Genomic DNA, 19,733 nt, shown 5'->3' with positions numbered 1-19,733 from the left:
AACCGCGGTGCCAAAGGTCCCGACACACCGCGAGCACCCCGCCATCTTGCCCCGCGACGACCGGGTGTGTTCGGCGCGGGGGCGCCCACGCCCCCCCGCCGCCCCCCCCCCCCCTGCCGACCGTCATCCACCCATGGGGTGGATCTACTACAGATTGGCCACCCGCGTCCTCTGCGCGCCCCCCCAGCGCCCCTGCGCGCCGCTTACGAACCCCTGCCAAACGCGCAGATGCGAATCATTATCGTTGATGTTATCCTTCGGCCCGACTTCGTAACGGTTTGTAACGAACCGCTCCATGGCTTCGCCCGCAGCCACCGCCACGCTGTGCCAGCGCGCCCGCCAGGGGTGGCCACTGCTCGTGGCCGCGCTGCTGACGCTGTGGCTGGGGTGGTCGGCGCTGAATGAAGGGCGCGATGTCCTTACGGACGTCACCCTGCAGCCATCTGCGGCAGCGCTGGATGCCAACGCCAGCGAGCCGCCAGGCGAATCACCGCCACGAGAGCCTGTCGCGCCGCGCATCGAGTCCGGGGCAGAAGGTGGCGACGGCACGCCCCTGCTGCATCGCCTGTGCCTGCTCGTTCCAGCGTCGGGCCCGCAGACCCTGCGCGTGCCTGTGCGTAACGTGGCGCCGCTGCGCCTTGCGGCACGCCGTCAGCCCCCCTCGCATGCACCACCCGCACTGCTGAGCTGAGCCGCCCGCCGGCCCCTCTGTCGCACCCGCGCGTCCGCGCCAACCATCCCCACGCCTTCTGTCCCGTCGACCACCGTGCCGACGGGCTCTTCCCGTATCTGGCAAAGCCCATCCCATGACCTCGATCAAGAGCCGCAAGCACGCCTCCCCGCTTCGTTCCCTGCCCCTGGCCACCGCCAGCCTGGCCGCCGGCCTCGGCCTGGCCGCGTTGCCCGCCGTCGCCATGGCAGACGCCACCGACAACGCCCGCACGCTGGACAAGATCGACGTGCATGCCACGCGCGGCTACAAAGCCGACAAGGTCGCCTCGCCGAAATTCACCCAGCGCCTGCAGGACACGCCGCAGACGATCCAGGTCATCACCAGCGACCTGTTCAACCAGCAGGGCGCCACCACCCTCACCGAAGCGCTGCGCAACAGCCCGGGCGTGGGTACCTTCTATGCGGGTGAGAACGGCAACACCACCACCGGCGATGCGCTGTTCATGCGAGGCTTCGACACCTCCAACAGCCTGTTCGTGGACGGTGTGCGCGATCTAGGCTCGATCTCGCGCGATGTCTTCAACATCGAACAGGTTGAAGTGACCAAGGGCCCGGCCGGCACCGACAACGGCCGCTCGGCGCCCACCGGTGCGATCAACCTGGTCAGCAAGCAGGCCAACCTGCAGGATGCGACCTCGGCCAGCATTTCGCTGGGCAGCGACCAGCAGCGCCGCACCACCGGCGACTGGAACCAGTCCCTGGGGGCGACCAGCGCACTGCGCATCAACGGCATGTGGCAGGACAGCGACCAGCCCGGCCGCGACCACGTGCAGAACAAGCGCTGGGGCATCGCGCCCTCGCTGGCCTTCGGCCTGGGTACCGAGACGCGCTATTACCTCAACCTGCTCTATGTGAAGCAGGACAACGTGCCCGATGGCGGCGTGCCGACCCTGGGCCTGCCGGGCTGGACGCCGCAGCCGACGCTGGAAGCGCTGGCCGGCCATCCGGTGGACCCGGAAAACTTCTACGGCACCCGTGCAGACCACGACGACGTGACCGCCAAGATGGCCACGTTCCGCTTCGAGCATGACTTCAACGACAGCGTGCGCCTGACCAACACCGCCCGCTGGGGCCGCACCGAACAGGACTACCTGCTGACCGCGTTCATGGGCACCGGCGTGCGCGGCGCCAACGGCCGTCCGACCGGCAACATCACTTATACCAACGCAGCGGATCTTTCGACCTACGCGATCGCGCGCAGCCTGCCGACCTTCAGGGACCAGCGCAACACCATCCTGACCGACCAGGTGAACCTGCGCGCCGACTTCAACACCGGCGCGGTGGGCCACGCCCTGAGTGCAGGTCTGGAATTCACCCGCGAAGAACTGGACAGCCAGGGCCAGGCCGCCACCGGTGGCAGCAGCTGGCCTGCGGCGAACCTGTACGACCCCGACTGGAACGTGGCTGGACTGACCTGGGCGCACAACGGTGCCGACGCGCACGGCAAGACCACCACGTCCTCGGCCTACGTGTTCGATACGTTGTCGTTTGGCGAGAGCTTCCTGCTGACCGCAGGCGTGCGTGCCGATCACTACAAGACCGAGTACGCCAGCGCCTCGGTGTGTGGCGGCCGTGGCGGCCCGGTGTGTGGCAGCAACCCGACCGGCACCGTGCTGCGCAATCCCACGCTGGAAGCCTCCGATACGCTGCTGAACTGGAAGCTGGGTGCCCTGTACAAGGTCGGCGACACCGTCAGCGTCTACGCCAATTACGCAATTTCGCAGCAGCCTCCGGGCGGTGCCAACTTCCAGCTGAGCAGCTCGGCCAGCAGCGCCGACAACCCGAAGCTGGATCCGCAGAAGGCCAAGACGTTCGAAGTGGGCAGCAAGTGGGGCTTCATGGAAGATGCGCTGGCGGTGAACCTGGCGCTGTTCCAGACCGATGTGGAGAACGAAATCAACACCACCGTGCTGGACGACGCCGGCAACCCCACCCAGACCGGCAGCAAGCGGGTGAAGGGTGTTGAACTGTCTGCCGTGGGCCGCGTGTCTGAGAACTGGTCGATCAGCGCTGGCTACAGCCACTTGAACACCGATGTGAAGGATGGCGCCAAGGTGGCCGCCGATGGCACCAACAACCTGGTCTATACCCCGGACGATACGTTCACCGGCTGGACCAGCTACGTGCTGCCGCATGGCATTACCGTGGGCGGCGGCGTGCGCTATGCCGCCGGCATGCACCGCGGTACCGACGGTGCCGTCGGCACCCCGGCGTTCACCAAGTCGTATGTGGTCTACGACGCGGTGGTGTCCTGGGCAATCAACGAGAACGTGTCGCTGCGCTTGAACGGCTACAACCTGTTCGACAAGCAGTACGTGGCCAGCATCAACAAGAGCGGCTACCGTTACACCCCGGGTGCCCCGCGCACCTTCCTGCTCAGCGCGGACGTCCGTTTCTGATGGCCAAGGCGCGGGAGAGCCGGACTCTCCCGCGCATCAACGAGGAACCCGCATGCTGCTGCACATCCCCAACGTGCTGGTACCCGAAGAGGTCAGCCTGATCCGCCAGCAGCTGGACGCGGCGCAATGGGCCGACGGGCGCGAAACCGTCGGCGCCCAGGGCGCGCAGGTGAAGCACAACGAACAATTGCCCGATGCCTCGCCATTGAAGGCCGAGCTCGGCCAGGGCGTGCTGGCCGCGCTGCGGCGCAGCCCGCTGTTCTTTGCGGCCACGCTGCCGCTGAAGATCCTGCCACCCCGCTTCAACCGCTACAGCGGCGGCGGCACCTATGGCTTCCACGTCGATGGCGCGGTGATGAACCTGGCCAACGGCGAGCAGCTGCGCTCGGACATCTCCTGCACCCTGTTCCTGTCCGCGCCGGAGGAGTACGACGGCGGCGAGCTGGTGATCAGCGATACCTACGGCGAGCACGAAGTGAAGCTGCCGGCCGGCGACCTGATCGTGTACCCGTCCAGCAGCCTGCACCAGGTCAACCCGGTCACCCGTGGCGCGCGCGTGGCCTCGTTCTTCTGGGTGCAGAGCATGGTCCGTGACGACGTGCAGCGGCGTCTGCTGTGGGAGATGGACACCTCCATCGAACGCCTGCGGCAGACCGGCGGCGATGCCGGCGCGGTGCTGCAGCTGACCGGCGTGTACCACAACCTGCTGCGGCGCTGGAGCGAGGTCTGAGGCCAGCGTCGCGGCCCTGCGACACTTTGGCAATCATTCTCATTTGCAACCGCTAACAGCTCTCATTACAATCACGCCCCGTTGACGTCGGATGGTCCGGCGCACACCCAGGGGTTGCCTGCCTTGCGTCGCCCGTTCCGCCCTCGCCCGCTTCGCCTCGTGCAGTTCGGTACCGCCATGCGCGGTCATCGCCCTGCGCTGGCCAGCCTGTTGGCGTGGGTGGCGATGCTGGCGTTGCTGCTGGGCACCCTGCCGCTGCTGCCGCACGGGCAGGCTGACGCCGCCGCGCAGGCCTGGCAGCAGCCGATGGAAGGCTGCGGCGGTGAAGTGCCGGTGGAAGAAGAGGCGCCAGCCAAGCTGCGCCGCTGTGTCTGCACGCCGACCAAGGCGGCCGACAAGTCGCCGCCACCGCCGCTGCTGCTGGCCAGCCAGTGGCTGCGCAGCGAACTGGATCTGCTTCCCCTCGCCCCGGCCAACGCCGGGGTGCGTCCGCATTGGCCACTGGCCGCCCCGGACATGCCCTGGGCCGACGCGCCCGGACGTCGCCAGCAACGCGGCCAGGCGCCGCCGCTGGCCTGATCTCCGGCCCCGCGTGACCGCGCCTGCGGTCGCGCCTGCGCGCCGCTGCCTGCTCCATCCCCTGCTGCATCCCTGCTGCCCCTGATCGGGGCTCCCCGTGCGTGCCGCGCGTTCCGCGCCGGCATCGCACCACCCTGCATCCTTCGAGGTTACTGCCATGGCCCAGCGCCATCGTGTCCGTTCGTCCCTGTCCCGCCACCTGCTGACCAGCGCCGTGCTGACCGCCTTCGCCAGCCCCGCCTTCGCCAACGGTGCCGCCGCAGGCGCACCGCAGACCCTGGATACCGTAGTGGTCACCGCTTCGGGCTTCGAACAGAAGATCACCGATGCCCCGGCCAGCATTTCCGTCATCACCCAGGAAGAGCTGACCACCCGCCCCTACATGACCCTGCTGGACGCGGTGCGCGATCTGGAAGGCGTGGACGTGGGCGAAACCCGCGACAAGACCGGCCAAGGCACCATCTCCATGCGTGGCATGGGTTCGGATTACACGCTGATCCTGGTCAATGGCCGCCGCCAGAACAACCACGGCGACATCTACCCAAACAACTTCGGCGGCAACCAGTTCAACCACATCCCGCCGCTGGATGCGATCGAGCGCATCGAAGTGATCCGCGGCCCGGCCTCCACCCTGTACGGCGCCGACGCGATGGGCGGCGTCATCAACATCATCACCAAGCGTTCGCTGGATCGCTGGAGCGGTTCGGCCACGCTGGGCGGCACCTTCGAAACCGACGACCAGTTCGGCGACGACCGCACCGCTGATGTGTACGTGACCGGCCCGCTGGTGCCCAACGTGCTGAACCTTTCGGCGCGCGCCAGCTGGTACGACCGCGATGCCTCCAACCCGGTGTACAGCCCGGTACTCGATCCCAGCGGCGTGGCTCACGACCGCTCGCTGGGCTTCGGTGGCGGCGGCAAGACCGTGGACAACACCAACAAGGCCGGCGGCATCAGCCTGGACTGGAACATCAGCGATGCCCAGCGCCTGACCCTGGACTACGACACCTCGCGCCAGGAGTACGACAACGCGATCAAGATCAACGATGCCGGCGAAGAGGAATACCCGGTCGGCACCGTTGACAGCATCAGCAGCATCTGGCGCAGCAGCAACTTCTGCAGCGGTGCCAGCGGCGCCAATGCCAACGCCTGCCGCAGCAACGGCGGCACGTGGTCGCGCCGCGCCGATCCGCGCGTGGGCTACAGCCCCAGCCAGGAATTCACCCGCGACGCCTGGGCGGTCACCCACGAAGGCCGCTGGGGCTTCGGCAACAGCCTGGTTTCCCTTTCGCACGTGGCTACCAACAACGACGGGCGCACCATGCCCTTCACCGTGGCCGAGCGCGTGCAGCTGCTGCAGATGATCGATGCCACCGGCCCGTACGCCGGGCTGCCGCTGGCCGAACGCCGCGCACTGGCCGAGTCCACGTTCCTGCCGCGCCCGGCGCGCACGCTGGAAAGCGAGCAGTACACGCTGGATGCCAAGCTGGACATCCCGTTCCAGGCGGCAGGCCAGCACGTCGCCGTGGTGGGCGCACAGGTGATCCGCGGTGAACTGACCGACGGTGTGTTCGGTACCGAACGTGGTACGCCGGGCCTGAGCCAGGATCACAACATGTACTCGCTGTTCGCCGAGGACACCTGGACCGTGCTGGCACCGCTGGCGATCACCTACGGCCTGCGCTACGACGACCATGAAGTGTTCGGCGACCAGCTCAGCCCGCGCCTGTACGGCGTGTACACCGTCAACGAGGCCTGGACGGTGAAGGGCGGCGTCAGCACCGGCTTCAAGACGCCCAAGACCACGCAGCTGTACGACGGCGTGATCGGTTTCGGTGGCCAGGGCACCTCACCCATGTTCGGCAACCCGGACCTGAAGCCGGAAACCAGCACCAGCACGGAACTGGCCGTGTACTGGCAGCACCCCGCCGGGCACAGCTTCAATGCCACCGCCTTCCACAACCGCTTCGACGACAAGATCGCCTCGCAGCCCTGCGGCGCCGCGCTGACCCTGTCGTGCAGTTCCACCGGTGAATATGCCGATCTGGGCTACGCCAGCAGCACCCGCACGGTGAACATCGACGAGGTGGTGATCCAGGGTGCGGAAGTGACCGGGCGCTGGAGCATCAGCGATCAGTTCAGCCTGCGCGCCAACTACACCTTCACCGACAGCGAGCAGAAGAGCGGCGCCGAAAAGGGCCGGCCATTGGGCAACAGCGCGCGGCACATGGCCAATGCCACCTTCGATTGGCGCGCCAGCGACCGCTTCAACGTGTTCCTGACCGCCGAAGCGCGTTCCAAGCGCTACGGTGGCATCAGCACGGTGACCGGCCAGGAGCGCTACTACAAGGATTACACCGTGCTGCACCTGGGCGCCTCGTTCGAAGCCACCGAGTGGCTGACCGTGAATGCCCGCATCAACAACCTGCTGGACCGCGACTTCACCACCTACCAGACCTACTTCACCGATCTGGACGGCGACGGCATCTACACCGATGACACCAATGAAGTGCTGTTCGAGGACGACTACAACAACAAGGACAAGGCCCGCAGCGTCTGGGTCAGCCTTAACTTCCGCTTCTGACGCTTGTGACGGCCGCAGCCCGCCCCGCGCGGGCCTGCGGCCGGATACAAAGAGACATCTAATTGCGAGCCATTCTCATTAATGCTGTAATGGGTAGTCTTCACCCGTCCCGAAAAACGCCGTGAGCCGTCCCGCCTCTTCCGCCGTGCAGCAGCAACAAAGCCGTGGCTTCTGGCTGCGTACGCTGCACCAGTGGCACTGGATCAGCTCGGCGGTGTGCCTGATCGGCATGCTGCTGTTCGCGGCCACCGGCCTGACCCTGAACCACGCGGCGAAGATCGAAGCCAAACCGCAGGTGAAGAACCAGAAGCTGGAACTGCCGGCCGAGCTGCTGGGCGCGCTGGGTGACCGCGAAGATGGCAACGCGCCCATTCCGCTGCCCGCCCGGCAATGGCTGGATGCGCAGCTGGACATCGGCATCGGCGGGCGCCCCGCCGAATGGTCGCCGGAAGAGATCTACCTGTCGCTGCCGCGCCCCGGCGGCGACGCCTGGCTGAGCATCGACCGCGAAAGCGGTGCGGTGGAATTCGAATCGACCTCGCGCGGCGTGGTGTCCTACCTCAACGACCTGCACAAGGGCCGCAATGCCGGCCCGGCGTGGGGCTGGTTCCTGGACCTGTTCGCGGTGGCCTGCCTGGTGTTCTGCATCACCGGCCTGTTCCTGCTGCACCTGCATGCGCGGCAGCGGCGCATGACCTGGCCGCTGGTCGGCCTGGGCCTGATGATCCCGCTGCTGATCGCCCTGTTGCTGATCCACTGACTTCCATCCGTTCCCTCCGGAGCCGCCCCATGCGCGTCACCCTCACCATCGCCCTCAGCGGCCTGCTGGCCACCTCGCCGGCCTACGCTGCCACCCTCGACATCAACGTCGAAGTGCCCAAGCTCAACGTCGCCGAATACCACCGCCCGTATGTGGCCGTGTGGCTGGAAGGCGCCGACCAGAAGGTCGCCGCCAACCTGTCGGTCTGGTACCAGCAGACCGGCAACAGCGAAGGCCATGGCACCAAGTGGCTGCCCGACCTGCGCCAGTGGTGGCGCAAGAGCGGCCGCACCCTGCAGGTGCCGGTGGACGGCGTGACCGGTCCGACCCGCCCGGCTGGCAAGCACGCGCTGTCCTTCAGCGACCAGCAGCCGGCGCTGAAGCAGCTGGCCCCGGGCAGCTACACCCTGGTGGTGGAAGCGGTGCGCGAAGTCGGCGGCCGCGAGCTGCTGAAGATCCCCTTCACCTGGCCGGCCACCGCCGCACAGACCGGCAAGGCGCAGGGCGCCACCGAGCTGGGCCAGGTCACCCTGGCCGTCAAGCCGTAACTGCTTGACCGGGGTCGGATCCCTTCCGCAGGAAGGGCTCTGACCCCATTGCCCTATCCCTCGGGGTCAGAGCCCTTTCCGTTGGAAAGGGATCCGACCCCTTCCAACTGGAGTCTTCCGCATGAAGCGCACGCTCGTCCTAGCCGCCGCCCTGGCCGCTGCCCTTCCGTTCTCCGCCCTGGCCCACAAGGCCTGGCTGCTGCCCTCGCAGACCGTCATCGCCGGCAACGCGCCGTGGATCACCGTCGACGGCGCCGTCTCCAACGACCTGTTCTATTTCAACCACGTGCCGCTGCGCCTGGAATCACTGGTCATCACCGCACCGGACGGCAGCAGTGTGCAGCCGCAGAACGCAGCCACCGGCAAGTACCGCAGCGTGTTCGACCTCGAACTGAAGCAGCAGGGCACCTACCGCATCGCCTCGGTCAATGACGGCCTGTTCGCCACCTACGAACAGAACGGCGAGCGCAAGCGCTGGCGCGGCAGCGCCGCCACCTTCGGCGAACTGCCCAAGGACGCGAAGAAGCTGGAAGTGAGCCAGTCGGTGGGCCGCGTTGAAACCTTCGTCACCAACGGCGCACCGAACGACACCGCGCTGAAGCCGACCAACCGCGGCATCGAACTGGTGGCCGTGGGCCATCCGAATGATCTGTTCGCCGGCGAGGAAGCGACCTTCCGCGTGCTGGTGGATGGCAAGCCGACCGCCGGCCTCGAGTTCGAGATCGTGCGTGGCGCCACCCGCTACCGCAACGCGCAGGACGAGCTGAAGCTGACCAGCGACGCCAAGGGCGAGATCAAGGTGACCTGGCCGGAAGCCGGTATGTACTGGCTGGAAACCGGCACCGAAGACAACAAGACCTCGGTGAAGCAGGCCGCCAAGCGCCGCCTGAGCTACGTTGCCACCCTGGAAGTGCTGCCGCAGTAACGTGGACCGCGGTGCCGGGCCCGTCCCGGCATCGCGCCTGCAACGCCCCGCCATGACCGATTCCCTGCTCGATATCGCCCGCCTCGGCGGCACCACCATGGGCACCACCTGGAGTGTGTCGCTGGTGGCGCCACGCCAGCGCGACCTGCACCCGCTGCACGCCGGCATCCAGGCGCGCCTGGATGAGGTGGTCGCGCAGATGAGCACCTGGGAAGCCGGTTCGGACCTGGGCCACTACAACCGCGCCGACGCGGGCCAGTGGTGCCCGCTGCCGGCCGAAACCCGCCATGTACTGGCGGCGGCGCAGGTCATTGCTGCTGCCAGCGATGGTGCCTTCGATCCCACCCTGGGCCCGCTGGTCGCGCTGTGGGGTTTCGGTGCACAGGCCGGCCCGCGCCGCGTGCCCGACGCCGCCACCCTGCAGGCCACCCGCGCCCGCTGCGGCTGGCAGCAGCTGCAATGGCGCGATGACGCGCTGCTGCAACCCGGCGGCCTGGAACTGGATCTGTCGGCGATTGCGAAAGGCTTCGGTGTCGACCACGTCGCCGCCTGGCTGCGCGCGCAGGGCATCACCGCTGCGCTGATCGAAGTGGGCGGCGAACTGGCCGGCTACGGCCGCAAGCCCGATGGGCAACCGTGGCGCGTGCTGGTGGAATCGGCACCGGAAGAAGATGCGCACACCGACACGCCGCCGCGCGTGCTGGCACTGGATGGAAAGGCCGTGGCCACTTCGGGCGACCGCTGGCACCAGTACCAGGCCGATGGCCAGGCCTACAGCCACAGTCTGGACCCGCGCAGCGGCATGCCGGTGCGCCAGGTCGCCGCCGCCGTGACCGTGGTGGCCGACGATGCGATGCACGCCGATGCCTGGGCCACCGCGCTGACCGTCCTCGGCCGCGAACTGGGCCTGGCCTTGGCCGAGCGCGAAGGCCTGGCCGCACGCTATCTGGAACGGGCCATCGACGGCCCGCGCGAAACCCTCAGCAGCGCCTTCCAGCGCCTGCTCGACGAGCAGGCCGCATGAGCGGTCGACCGTCGCGCGCCGTACTCGGCAACCTGATCGTGATGGTGCTGCTGGCCGTGGCCGGCTACGCACTGCTGCGCCTGCACCTGGGCGAAACCTGGTGGCAGGGCGCACCGCCTGCCCGGCATTGGCAGGGCGCGCTGCTGGCGTCGGCGCTGTACGTGCTGGCCTGCACCGCCCTGTGGTGGCGCGGCCGCCCACGCGATGACGCCGCCAGCGGAGATGTCGCACCGCTGCTGCTGGTGTGGTCCAGCCAGACCGGCTTCGCCCGCGAACTGGCCGAACGCAGCGCCGAGGCCCTGCGCGCCGCCAGCCTGCCGGTGCGCGTGCGCGGCCTGCATGAAGTCGACGCCGCACTGCTGGCGCAGAGCCAGCGTGCACTGTTCATCGCCAGCACCACCGGCGAAGGCGATGCCCCTGACCACGCCCTGCCCTTCCTGCGCCGGGTGATGAGCACCTCGCCAACGCTGGGCCACCTGCAGTTCGGGGTGCTTGCGCTGGGCGACCGCAGCTACGGCCACTTCTGCGCGTTCGGCCACCAGCTTGATGACTGGCTGCGCCAGCACGGCGCGCACCCGATGTTCGATGCGATCGAAGTCGACAACGCCGATCCCGCCGCGCTGCGCCACTGGCAGCAGCTGCTCGGGCAGATCGGCGGCGGCGCCAGCGAACTGCCCGACTGGAGCCCGGCCGACTACCAGCCGTGGCCGCTGCTGCAGCGCGAACACCTCAACCCCGGCAGCCTCGGCGGGCCGGTGTACTGGCTGCGCCTGCAGCCACCGGCCGGCAGTGATGCGCAGTGGCAGGCCGGCGATATTGCCGAGATCGGCCCGCAGCACGCCGCATCCAGCACGCGCGACTGGCTGCGCGAACGCGACTTCAATCCGGAGCTGCCGCTGGACGATGGCCGCACCCTGCTGGATCGCGTCGTGCGCTCGCACCTGCCCAGCCTGGTGGCGCCCGGCGACCTGCCCGGGCTGCTGGCGGCACTGCAGCCGCTGCCGCACCGCGAGTATTCGATTGCCTCGGTGATGGCCGATGGCGCGCTGGAACTGCTGCTGCGCCGCCAGCTGCGCGCCGACGGCACGCCCGGCATCGGCAGTGGCTGGCTGTGCGACCACGCAGTGCTGCACGAACCGGTGCAGCTGCGCCTGCGCCGCAACCAGAATTTCCACGGCGTTGCTGCCGAGGTGCCGCTGCTGCTGATCGGCAACGGTACTGGCATCGCCGGCCTGCGCGCGCACCTGCACGAACGCGCCCGCACGGGCGCGCGCCGCACCTGGCTGCTGTTCGGCGAGCGCTCGGCCGCACACGATTTCCATTTCGGCGACGAGCTGCAGGCGATGCTGGCCGACGGCACGCTGGCGCGGCTGGATGCGGTATTCAGCCGCGATGGCGGCGCGCACCGTTACGTGCAGGACCGGCTGCTGGCCGAAGCGGCAACGCTGCGGCAGTGGGTGGAGGAAGGCGCCACGATCCTGGTCTGCGGCAGCCTGCAGGGCATGGCCCCAGCGGTGGACGCAGTGATCGAGCAGGTGCTCGGTGCCGACGGCAAGGAAGCGCTGCTGCTGGCCGGTCGTTACCGGCGCGACGTGTACTGACCCACCGATCGGGGTCGGATCCCTTTCCGCAGGAAAGGGCTCTGACCCCCAACCGCATCCACGCATGGCGTGGATCTACTGCGCGGTGGCGGGCATGGCCCGGCGCTACCCGGCGGTCGTTACCCGTATCGCCAACAACTCGCCGCCGCCCTGCAACGCATGCCGTTGCCTTATCCACGCATGGCGTGGATCTACTGCAATCCTCGTTACCAGTAGATCCACGCCATGCGTGGATGGGTAGATCCACGCCATGCGTGGATGGGTAGATCCACGCCATGCGTGGATGACGCTCCATGACGCCCCATCACGCCGGGCATGGCCCGGCGCTACCCGGCGGTCGTTACCCGTATCGCCAACAACTCGCCGCCGCCCTGCAATGCATGCCGTTGCCTTTCACTGGCGGCCAACCATGCGGTATCCCCGGCCTGCATCGGCGACAACCCACTGTCCGCACAGAATTCCGCATGCCCGGCCAGCAGATACAACGCCCAGGCCACGCCCGGTTCGCAGAAGAAGAACATCGCCCCCACCAACGGCCGGTGCAGCAGCTCGGCCTGCAACAGCCCACGCTTCCACATCAGATTGAAATCGTGGGTGGTGCCATCGACCAGCTCGCCGTCCAGCGCTTCTTCGCCGGCAAAGCGTACGCGACCGTGCGGCGGCAGCACCTCGGCCACGCGGCCATCGGCGAAACGCAGGCGCACGCCATTGCCCTGAAGCAGCACCAGCTCGCGCTCCACGCCGGGGAACGCGGAAAACGCGGCGTCCTGTTCGATCTCGGCCACCGACAGGCGCAGCGCCCAGTCATCGCCCTGCGCGGGCAGGCGCAGGATCTCGCGGGTCCAGCCCAGGCCATTGCGCCAGCGTTCGCGGCGGTAGTCCAGGCTGGAAATCACCTGGCTCGGGGTGCGCAGCAGAGCATCTATGTCCATGCGCGCATTGCATCATGCCGCGCGCGATCGCGCATCACCGCGCAGCGACGCCTGCCTCACCGCACTGCGGCGACAGCAGCTGCGAATGCTGCAGCCATTGCGGATCAGGGTAGTAGGCGAACACCAGGGTGCCGCCGCGCAGCGAATCGATCAACGGCCGCGACACCGACAGGCGCACCGCCGGGCAGCCCAGGCTGCGGCCGAGCCGGCCCTGCAGGCGGGCCATGGTCGGGTTCACGTAGGGCGCGCCGTGGATGACGATGGCGCGGTCGCGCGCCTTGTCGTTGAAGCCCGGCTCCAACCCGTCCAGGCGCAGCGAATAGCCGTTGCCGCCCATGTAGGTTTCCTGCGCGGTGAACGCACCGATGCTGGACATGAAGCTGCCATCGCGGTTGGAGAAGTGCTCGGTGCGGTTGCCGCCACTGTTGCGGCCGTGCGCCACCCATTCCTCGAACAGCAGCCGCTGCCGTGCCAGGTCGAACACCCACAGGCGCTGCTCGGTGGATGGCCGCGAATAATCGATCACGCCCAGCCGCTCGGCCTTGATGCCCAGTTCCGGCCGCTGCAGCGCGCAGCGCAATGCCGTGGCCGCCAGCTTCAAAACGTGGCGGTCGGCGTTGGGCGCCGTGCGCGCCAGCAGCGCGGTCAGGTCGTCGGTGCTGGCGGTGGCCGGCGGTGCCGCCGCCATCGCGCCACCCGCGGCAAGGAGCGCAAGCAGGCCGCAGGCGGCCTGCCAGCGCGTGCGTGAAGCAATCATGGGCACACGGTATTCACTCAGGACTTCTTCAAGGTGGGCGTGGCCGGCTCGGATTCCAAGACCGGCTGCAACCCCGATTCAGCCGCGCTTGGGCGCACCGCCGGCAACGAGGTAACCAGCAGGGTCGTGCCCGGCACCAGCACCTGGTACAGCTGGCGGGCGAAATCGGTGGGCAGCGCCATCGGCAGCGACGGCGTCGCCAGCAGGTCCGGGGTGGCCTGCGCACGGTCCTGGCCCAGCAGCGGGTAGGCGGTCCACTGGTGCAGGCGCTGCTGGGTGTCCAGCGGGCTCGGCGTTTCGCTGAAGCCCTGCCCCATCACGAACAGGGTCGTGCCCTGGAAGGCCGGCAGCGCATCGGCGCGCAGCGGCGATTCGCCGATCATCACGCCATCGCGCAGCACGTACAGGCGCTGGTCGTGCAGGCTGACCAGGATGCCGACCTGGCCGCTCGGTGCGGCCGCGTCGTCCCACCACGCCTTGGTCGGGCTGGCGCCTTCGGTTTCCGGAAGCGCCTGGCCGCGTGCGTTCACCGGTGCCAGCACCGCCGGATAGGCCAGGGTCATCGGCGCGCTCTTGGCATCAGCCACCACCACCGTGTCGCCGCGCTGGGTTTCGCTGAACAGCTTCTGCGCGAACGACTGCGGCAGGCGTACGCAACCGTGCGATGCCGGGTGCCCGGGCAGGCTGCCGCCGTGCAGGGCGATGCCGTCCCAGGTCAGCCGCTGCATGTAGGGCATCGGCGCGCTGTTGTAGAGGTTGGACTTGTGGTCCTTGTCCTTCTGCAGGATCGTGAACACGCCGGTCGGCGTTTCATGCCCGGTCTTGCCCGAGCTGATCGTGCTCAGGCCGATGGCGATGCCGTTGCGGTACACGTAGGCGCGCTGCTCATCCAGGCTGACCACCAGCACGATCGGGCCGGCCGGCGACACTTCCGGGTGCCACAGGTATTCACCGGGTTTGAGATCGGTAGGGCCGCGTACTTCGGCGGTGGCAGTTGCGGTGGTGCTCTTGGCGGCAGGCGTCGCGGCTTGGGCCACCAACGGCAGGGCCAGGGCAAGTGCGAGCATCAGGGGCAAGCGGGGCAGGCGCATCCAGCAGGTTCCAATCCGTGGGGAACCCCCAACCTACACCATTGGCGGTGAGGCGCCGCGCCACACGCTGCCCATGCCAGAAAGAGAAATGCCCGGCGACACAGCCATGTGTCGTACCGGGCACTCGTTACGTCCTTGTCGGCCTGCTGCCACCCCCTCGCATCCTGCGCTGTGGGGGCGGCGTTGCATCCTGCACGCGGCCGCATTCGTCCTGTTTGTATCTCAGCCCCTTCCACAGGTCTGTGATGCCACCATCCTGGTGATTGGTGCCGCATCCCTGCGACGGTCGGTGGGCACGGCCTTCCTGTCCGTGTCCGGTGAACCAGCCTCCTGCCGGTCCCGACGATCCTGCTGTCAACGCCTGGGTACGGAGCGCACCGGTACCGATCCGGGTACCGGATCCGCTGGCAACATCGTGTTGCCGACGGTGATCCGCTGTCGATTCCGTTCGACGATTGCTGTCCCTATCCCCTTCACCTGCGTCAGGTCCTCGACGCGATGAAATGGGCCATGTCTGCGCCGGTGCTCGACGATTGCCGCGGCCTTTACGGCTCCGACCATCGTCAATCCCTGCTGCAGCGCCTGGGCATCGGCCCGGTTGATGTCGATCGGCTCGGCGGCTTGCGCCCCCACCACCCACATCACCAGCACCAACGCCCTGAACACGACTGACCAAGGCACGACGTGTATCTCCTTGTGGTTCTGGCCGCCCCGACCGGCAATCCCGTCGGTCGAAACAGTGTCCGTCACCACATGTGCACAGCCTATCGGTTTCGACGATTTCTAAAAGCCAGCCAAATACCCGACGTGTTGTAGGAAAAACCCTACCCCGGGCACAGGCGTAGAATGGCGGGATCACATGCCCATGCAACCGGAGTTTCAGATGGACAGCGCCAAGCTCGGCCAATTCGTCAATGACAAGTGGGACAGCGAGATCGTCCCGCAGCTGGTCGACTACATCCGCATTCCCAACAAGTCGCCGATGTTCGACGCCAACTGGGTGCAGAACGGCTACATGGAACAGGCGGTCACCCTGATGGAGACCTGGGCCAAGGCCCAGCAGCTGCCCGGCCTGAAGGTCGAAGTGGTCCGCCTGGAAGGCCGCACCCCGCTGATTTTCCTGGAAATTCCGGCTACCGGCGCCGAGACGGGCGACGACACCATCCTGCTCTACGGGCACCTGGACAAGCAGCCGGAAATGACCGGCTGGGATGACGACCTGGGCCCGTGGACCCCGGTCCTGCGTGGCGACAAGCTGTATGGCCGCGGCGGCGCCGATGACGGTTACGCCATCTTCGGCTCGCTGGCCGCGGTGCTGGCCCTGCAGGCCCAGGGCCTGCCGCACGCCCGCTGCGTGGTCCTGATCGAAGCCTGCGAAGAGTCGGGCAGCTACGACCTGCCGGCCTACGTCGACCACCTGGCCGACCGCATCGGCAAGCCGTCGCTGGTGGTCTGCCTGGATTCGGGCTGCGCCAACTACGACCAGCTATGGTGCACCACCTCGCTGCGCGGCCTGACCGGCGGCAACTTCACGGTCAAGGTGCTCAACGAAGGCGTGCATTCCGGCGATGCCTCCGGCGTCATCCCGTCCAGCTTCCGCCTGCTGCGCCAGATCCTGTCGCGCATCGAGGACCAGGACACCGGCCGCATCCTGATCGACGGCATGAACGTCGAGATCCCGGCCGAGCGCCAGGCCCAGGCCAAGCGTGCCGCCGAAGTGGTCGATACCGAGATCTTCGAGAAGTTCCCGATGGTCGACGGCCTGCGCCCGATGAACGAGGACCTCACCGAGCTGGTGCTCAACCGCACCTGGCGCCCGGCGCTGTCGGTCACCGGCGTGGGCGGCATGCCGCCGCTGGAATCGGCCGGCAACGTGCTGCGTCCGCAGACCTCGGTAAAGCTGTCGCTGCGCCTGCCGCCGACCGCCGACGGCAAGACCTGCGGCGAACTGCTGAAGGAAGCGCTGCTGCGCGATCCGCCGAACGGCGCCCAGGTCACCCTGGACCTGGAAAAGGCCTCCACCGGCTGGAACGCCCCGGCCATGGCGCCGTGGCTGACCCAGGCCATCGACGACGCCAGCCAGGCCTTCTTCGGCAAGCCGGCGATGTACATGGGCGAAGGCGGCTCGATCCCGTTCATGGGGATGCTGGGTGAGAAGTTCCCGGGCGCCCAGTTCATGATCACCGGCGTGCTCGGCCCGCACTCCAACGCGCACGGTCCGAACGAGTTCCTGCACATCCCGATGGGCAAGAAGGTCACCGCCTGCGTGTCCAAGGTGATCAGCGAGCACTACGCCGCCAGCCTGCGCGGCGAGACCAGCGGTTCGCCGGTGGCTGCCGACAGCGGCACCCGCCACGGCGACCACGGCTGCTGCTGATCGCACACCCGTGACGGACGCAGCCTGGCCTTGCTAGGCTGCGTCCACCCCAAGCGGAACGCATGCACATGAATGGTCTGTTCGGCAGCAGCAGCTGGCTGTACATCCTGCTGGTCGGCTTCTTCGTCGGCCTGCTCGGGCGTTTCTTCATGCCTGGCAACAACCGCATGGGCTGCCTGCTGACCATCGTGCTCGGCATCGTCGGCGCTCTGGTGGCCGGCTGGTTCGGCCAGTACATGGGCTGGTACGCCCCCGGCGAACCGGCCGGTTTCCTCGGCGCGGTGGTCGGTGCGGTGGCCGTGCTGGCGCTGATGCGGCTGTTCACCCCACGCCGCTGACACCCCTCTTCCCTCTTTCCCCCTGAGCTTGGCGCGCCCGTCGCGCCCCGAACTGCCTGCATGACCGAACCTGCTTCCGATCCCCAGCGCAGCGCGCAGCGCCTGCAGTGGGCCCGCACCCAGCTGGACGATGCCAACGCGGTGGTCGAGCGCGCCTCGGTCGACGCCGGCCTGCGCAGCTACTGGCGCACCACCAGCACGCGCGGCAGCCACATCGTGATGGATGCCCCGCCCGGCCTGGAAGACCCGCAGCCGTGGCTGCGCATGCGTGGCCTGCTGCACGACCACGGCCTGCGCGTGCCCGCCCTGCTGGCCCAGGATCTCGAAGCCGGTTTCCTGCTGCTGGAGGATCTCGGTGGCCCGACCCTGGCCAAGGTGCTGGACGAGCGCAATGCCGATGCCTGGTTTGGCCGTTCCATCGAGCAGCTGCTGCGCCTGCAGGCGATCCCGGTGCCCGAAGATTTCGGCCGCTTCGGCGAAGCCCTGCTGCAGCGTGACGCCGGCCTGTTCGACGAATGGTTCCTGCAGCGCCACCTGGGCATCACCCTCGACAGCGCCGAGGCCGAAAGCCTGCAGCAGGCGCAGCGGCTGCTGATGGACAACGCGCTGGGCCAGGCCCAGCTGATGACCCATCGCGACTACATGCCGCGCAACCTGATGCCGGTCGACGACGGTCCGGCCATCCTCGATTTCCAGGACCTGGTGCGTGGCCCGATCGCCTACGACGCGGTGAGCCTGTTCAAGGACGCGTTCCTGAGCTGGCCGCTGCCGCGCGTGGACGCCTGGCTGGCGCAGTACCACCAGCGCGCACGCGACGCCGGCCTGCCGGTGCCCGACCGTGCCACCTTCCTGCGCGATGCCGACTGGATGGGCATCCAGCGCCACCTGAAGTGCCTGGGCATCTTCAGCCGCCTGCGTTACCGCGACAACAAGGGCCACTACCTGGACGACGTGCCGCGCTTCATTGGCTACCTGGATGAAGTGCTGCCGCGCTACCCCGAACTGGCCGCGCTGCAGCAGCTGCTGGACGTGCGGATCAAACCGGCGCTGGCCGACCTGGCCGCACCGATGCGCGTGGTGCGCTGATGAAAGCACTGATCTTCGCCGCGGGCCTAGGCGAGCGCATGCGCCCGCTGACGCTGCACACGCCCAAGCCGCTGCTGGCGGTGGCCGGCAAGCCGCTGATCGTGTGGCACCTGGAGCGGCTGGCCGCGCTGGGCGTGCGCGAGGTGGTGGTCAACACCGCCTGGCTGGCCGAGCAGTTCCCGGCCACGCTGGGCGATGGCAGCCAGTGGGGCCTGCAGCTGCACTTCGTGCACGAAGGCGAGACTCCGCTGGAAACCGGCGGCGGCATCCTCAATGCACTGCCGCTGCTGGGCGATGCACCGTTCCTGGTGATCAACGGCGATATCTGGACCGACTTCGATTTCGCCACCCTGCCCACCGAACCGCAGGGCCAGGCGCACCTGGTGCTGGTGGACAACCCGGCGCAGCACCCCGAAGGCGATTACCGCCTGGATGCGCAGGGCCTGCTGCACCACGACCGCGCCGGCCCGTGCCTGACCTATGCCGGCATCGGCGTGTACCGGCCATCGATCGTGGCGGACTGGCGCGCGGTGATCGGCGATGCGCCGGGCAGCGAGCGTGTTCCACCGAAGTTCTCGGTGGTGCCGCTGCAGAAGCACTTCATGGCGCAGGGGTTGATGACCGGGCAGCACCATCGCGGGCGCTGGACCGATGTCGGGACGGTGGATCGGCTGCAGGCGCTTGACGCGGAGTTGGTAGCGAACGGCTGAGCCCCTCGTGGCTGGTCGTTTTCTAGAGCAGAAGCCGTGCTTGGCCGGGCGGGATGGGTACGCGGGGGACACCGTGAATCCGTCCATGGAGGCTTGTCCGCGGCATCCATGCCGCAGACACCCCCGCGTACCCACCCCGCCCGGTCACGGACAATTTCCGTGCGCGTCCAGCCACGGAAAAGAAAAAGAAAAGCAAAAGCGGATCGCGTCGCTGCGCTCGCTCACTTGCTCCTGTAGAGCCGAGCCTACGCTCGGCTGCCTTTGGCCGTTCGCCCCGATGCAAGAAAGCCGAGCATAGGCTCGGCTCTACAGGAAATTCATTCCCGCGTGGTGTCGACCAACGGTCGACACCCACCACACACAAGACACGTGTCGACCAACGGTCGACAGCCACCAAGAGCGGAGCACATCACAAGGTCGAATCCCGGGGCCACCGGCCAACTGTCGAAGGCGGGGGGGGGGGGGGGGGGGGGGGGGGGGGTGCGCCCCAGCCAGCGCAGCCGCCCCCCCCCCCAGGGGTGGACGGCGCGCCCCCCCCCCCCCCCCCCCCCGCCCCCCCC

18 protein-coding genes are annotated in these 19,733 nt (G+C 68.1%); 14 read left to right on the top strand and 4 right to left on the bottom strand.

Features of this window, described 5'->3' with window-relative positions; genetic code table 11:
- Positions 1 to 295 precede the first annotated feature (295 nt).
- From ACVOK1_RS16945 to ACVOK1_RS16900, 10 genes are all read left to right on the top strand, one after another.
- Positions 296 to 691, top strand: coding sequence for a hypothetical protein (locus ACVOK1_RS16945; RefSeq protein WP_481562742.1), 396 nt, complete (start codon positions 296 to 298; stop codon positions 689 to 691).
- A 115-nt stretch (positions 692 to 806) separates the two neighbouring features.
- Positions 807 to 3,131, top strand: a complete 2,325-nt coding sequence (locus tag ACVOK1_RS16940) for a catecholate siderophore receptor Fiu (protein ID WP_481562741.1) — start codon at positions 807 to 809, stop codon at positions 3,129 to 3,131.
- 52 nt (positions 3,132 to 3,183) lie between these two features.
- Positions 3,184 to 3,861, top strand: coding sequence for a Fe2+-dependent dioxygenase (locus tag ACVOK1_RS16935; protein WP_481562740.1), 678 nt, complete (start codon positions 3,184 to 3,186; stop codon positions 3,859 to 3,861).
- Positions 3,862 to 4,038: 177 nt separating this feature from the next.
- Complete coding sequence (locus ACVOK1_RS16930) at positions 4,039 to 4,440, top strand: hypothetical protein (RefSeq protein ID WP_481562739.1); 402 nt, start codon at positions 4,039 to 4,041, stop codon at positions 4,438 to 4,440.
- 157 nt (positions 4,441 to 4,597) lie between these two features.
- Entirely contained in the window at positions 4,598 to 7,024 is a 2,427-nt protein-coding gene (locus ACVOK1_RS16925) for a TonB-dependent receptor domain-containing protein (RefSeq protein WP_481562738.1), read from the top strand.
- 121 nt (positions 7,025 to 7,145) lie between these two features.
- A complete protein-coding gene (locus ACVOK1_RS16920; protein ID WP_481562737.1) occupies positions 7,146 to 7,784 on the top strand; it encodes a PepSY-associated TM helix domain-containing protein in 639 nt (212 codons plus the stop codon).
- Positions 7,785 to 7,813: 29 nt separating this feature from the next.
- A complete protein-coding gene (locus tag ACVOK1_RS16915) occupies positions 7,814 to 8,332 on the top strand; it encodes a DUF2271 domain-containing protein (RefSeq protein WP_108768062.1) in 519 nt (172 codons plus the stop codon).
- A 121-nt stretch (positions 8,333 to 8,453) separates the two neighbouring features.
- Positions 8,454 to 9,257 (top strand): DUF4198 domain-containing protein, encoded by an 804-nt coding sequence (locus ACVOK1_RS16910; protein WP_200752167.1) that lies wholly within the window; start codon positions 8,454 to 8,456, stop codon positions 9,255 to 9,257.
- A gap of 52 nt (positions 9,258 to 9,309) precedes the next feature.
- A complete protein-coding gene (locus ACVOK1_RS16905) occupies positions 9,310 to 10,281 on the top strand; it encodes an FAD:protein FMN transferase (protein WP_481562736.1) in 972 nt (323 codons plus the stop codon).
- Positions 10,278 to 11,882: a sulfite reductase subunit alpha gene (locus tag ACVOK1_RS16900; protein WP_481562735.1), complete on the top strand. Its 1,605-nt coding sequence runs from the start codon at positions 10,278 to 10,280 to the stop codon at positions 11,880 to 11,882. Before ACVOK1_RS16905 ends, ACVOK1_RS16900 begins: the two co-directional genes overlap by 4 nt.
- A 326-nt stretch (positions 11,883 to 12,208) precedes the next feature.
- On the opposite strand, the gene ACVOK1_RS16895 is transcribed toward ACVOK1_RS16900, so the two are convergent.
- From ACVOK1_RS16895 to ACVOK1_RS16880, 4 genes are all read right to left on the bottom strand, one after another.
- Positions 12,209 to 12,814, bottom strand: a complete 606-nt coding sequence (locus ACVOK1_RS16895; RefSeq protein ID WP_481562734.1) for a HutD/Ves family protein — start codon at positions 12,812 to 12,814, stop codon at positions 12,209 to 12,211.
- Between the two features lie 34 nt (positions 12,815 to 12,848).
- Entirely contained in the window at positions 12,849 to 13,571 is a 723-nt protein-coding gene (locus ACVOK1_RS16890) for a murein L,D-transpeptidase catalytic domain family protein (protein ID WP_481562733.1), read from the bottom strand.
- A 17-nt stretch (positions 13,572 to 13,588) separates the two neighbouring features.
- Positions 13,589 to 14,638 (bottom strand): L,D-transpeptidase, encoded by a 1,050-nt coding sequence (locus ACVOK1_RS16885; RefSeq protein ID WP_481562732.1) that lies wholly within the window; start codon positions 14,636 to 14,638, stop codon positions 13,589 to 13,591.
- 378 nt (positions 14,639 to 15,016) lie between these two features.
- Positions 15,017 to 15,412, bottom strand: coding sequence for a ComEA family DNA-binding protein (locus ACVOK1_RS16880; protein WP_481562731.1), 396 nt, complete (start codon positions 15,410 to 15,412; stop codon positions 15,017 to 15,019).
- 133 nt (positions 15,413 to 15,545) lie between these two features.
- On the opposite strand from ACVOK1_RS16880, the gene ACVOK1_RS16875 reads away from it, so the two are divergent.
- The 4 genes from ACVOK1_RS16875 (at position 15,546) to murU (ending at position 19,173) form a co-directional block, all read left to right on the top strand.
- Positions 15,546 to 17,039 (top strand): M20 family metallopeptidase, encoded by a 1,494-nt coding sequence (locus ACVOK1_RS16875; RefSeq protein WP_108768054.1) that lies wholly within the window; start codon positions 15,546 to 15,548, stop codon positions 17,037 to 17,039.
- A gap of 68 nt (positions 17,040 to 17,107) precedes the next feature.
- A complete protein-coding gene (locus ACVOK1_RS16870; RefSeq protein WP_108764310.1) occupies positions 17,108 to 17,377 on the top strand; it encodes a GlsB/YeaQ/YmgE family stress response membrane protein in 270 nt (89 codons plus the stop codon).
- 60 nt (positions 17,378 to 17,437) lie between these two features.
- Complete coding sequence (locus ACVOK1_RS16865) at positions 17,438 to 18,463, top strand: aminoglycoside phosphotransferase family protein (RefSeq protein ID WP_481562730.1); 1,026 nt, start codon at positions 17,438 to 17,440, stop codon at positions 18,461 to 18,463.
- Complete coding sequence (gene murU, locus ACVOK1_RS16860; protein WP_481562729.1) at positions 18,463 to 19,173, top strand: N-acetylmuramate alpha-1-phosphate uridylyltransferase MurU; 711 nt, start codon at positions 18,463 to 18,465, stop codon at positions 19,171 to 19,173. The genes ACVOK1_RS16865 and murU overlap by 1 nt, the downstream gene beginning before the upstream one ends.
- The last annotated feature ends 560 nt before the right edge of the window (positions 19,174 to 19,733 follow it).

It is taken from the genome of Stenotrophomonas sp. STEN087 (genome assembly GCF_056759115.1).
Note: the sequence above shows the minus strand (reverse complement) of the source record. Positions and strands in the feature narration are given on the sequence as shown.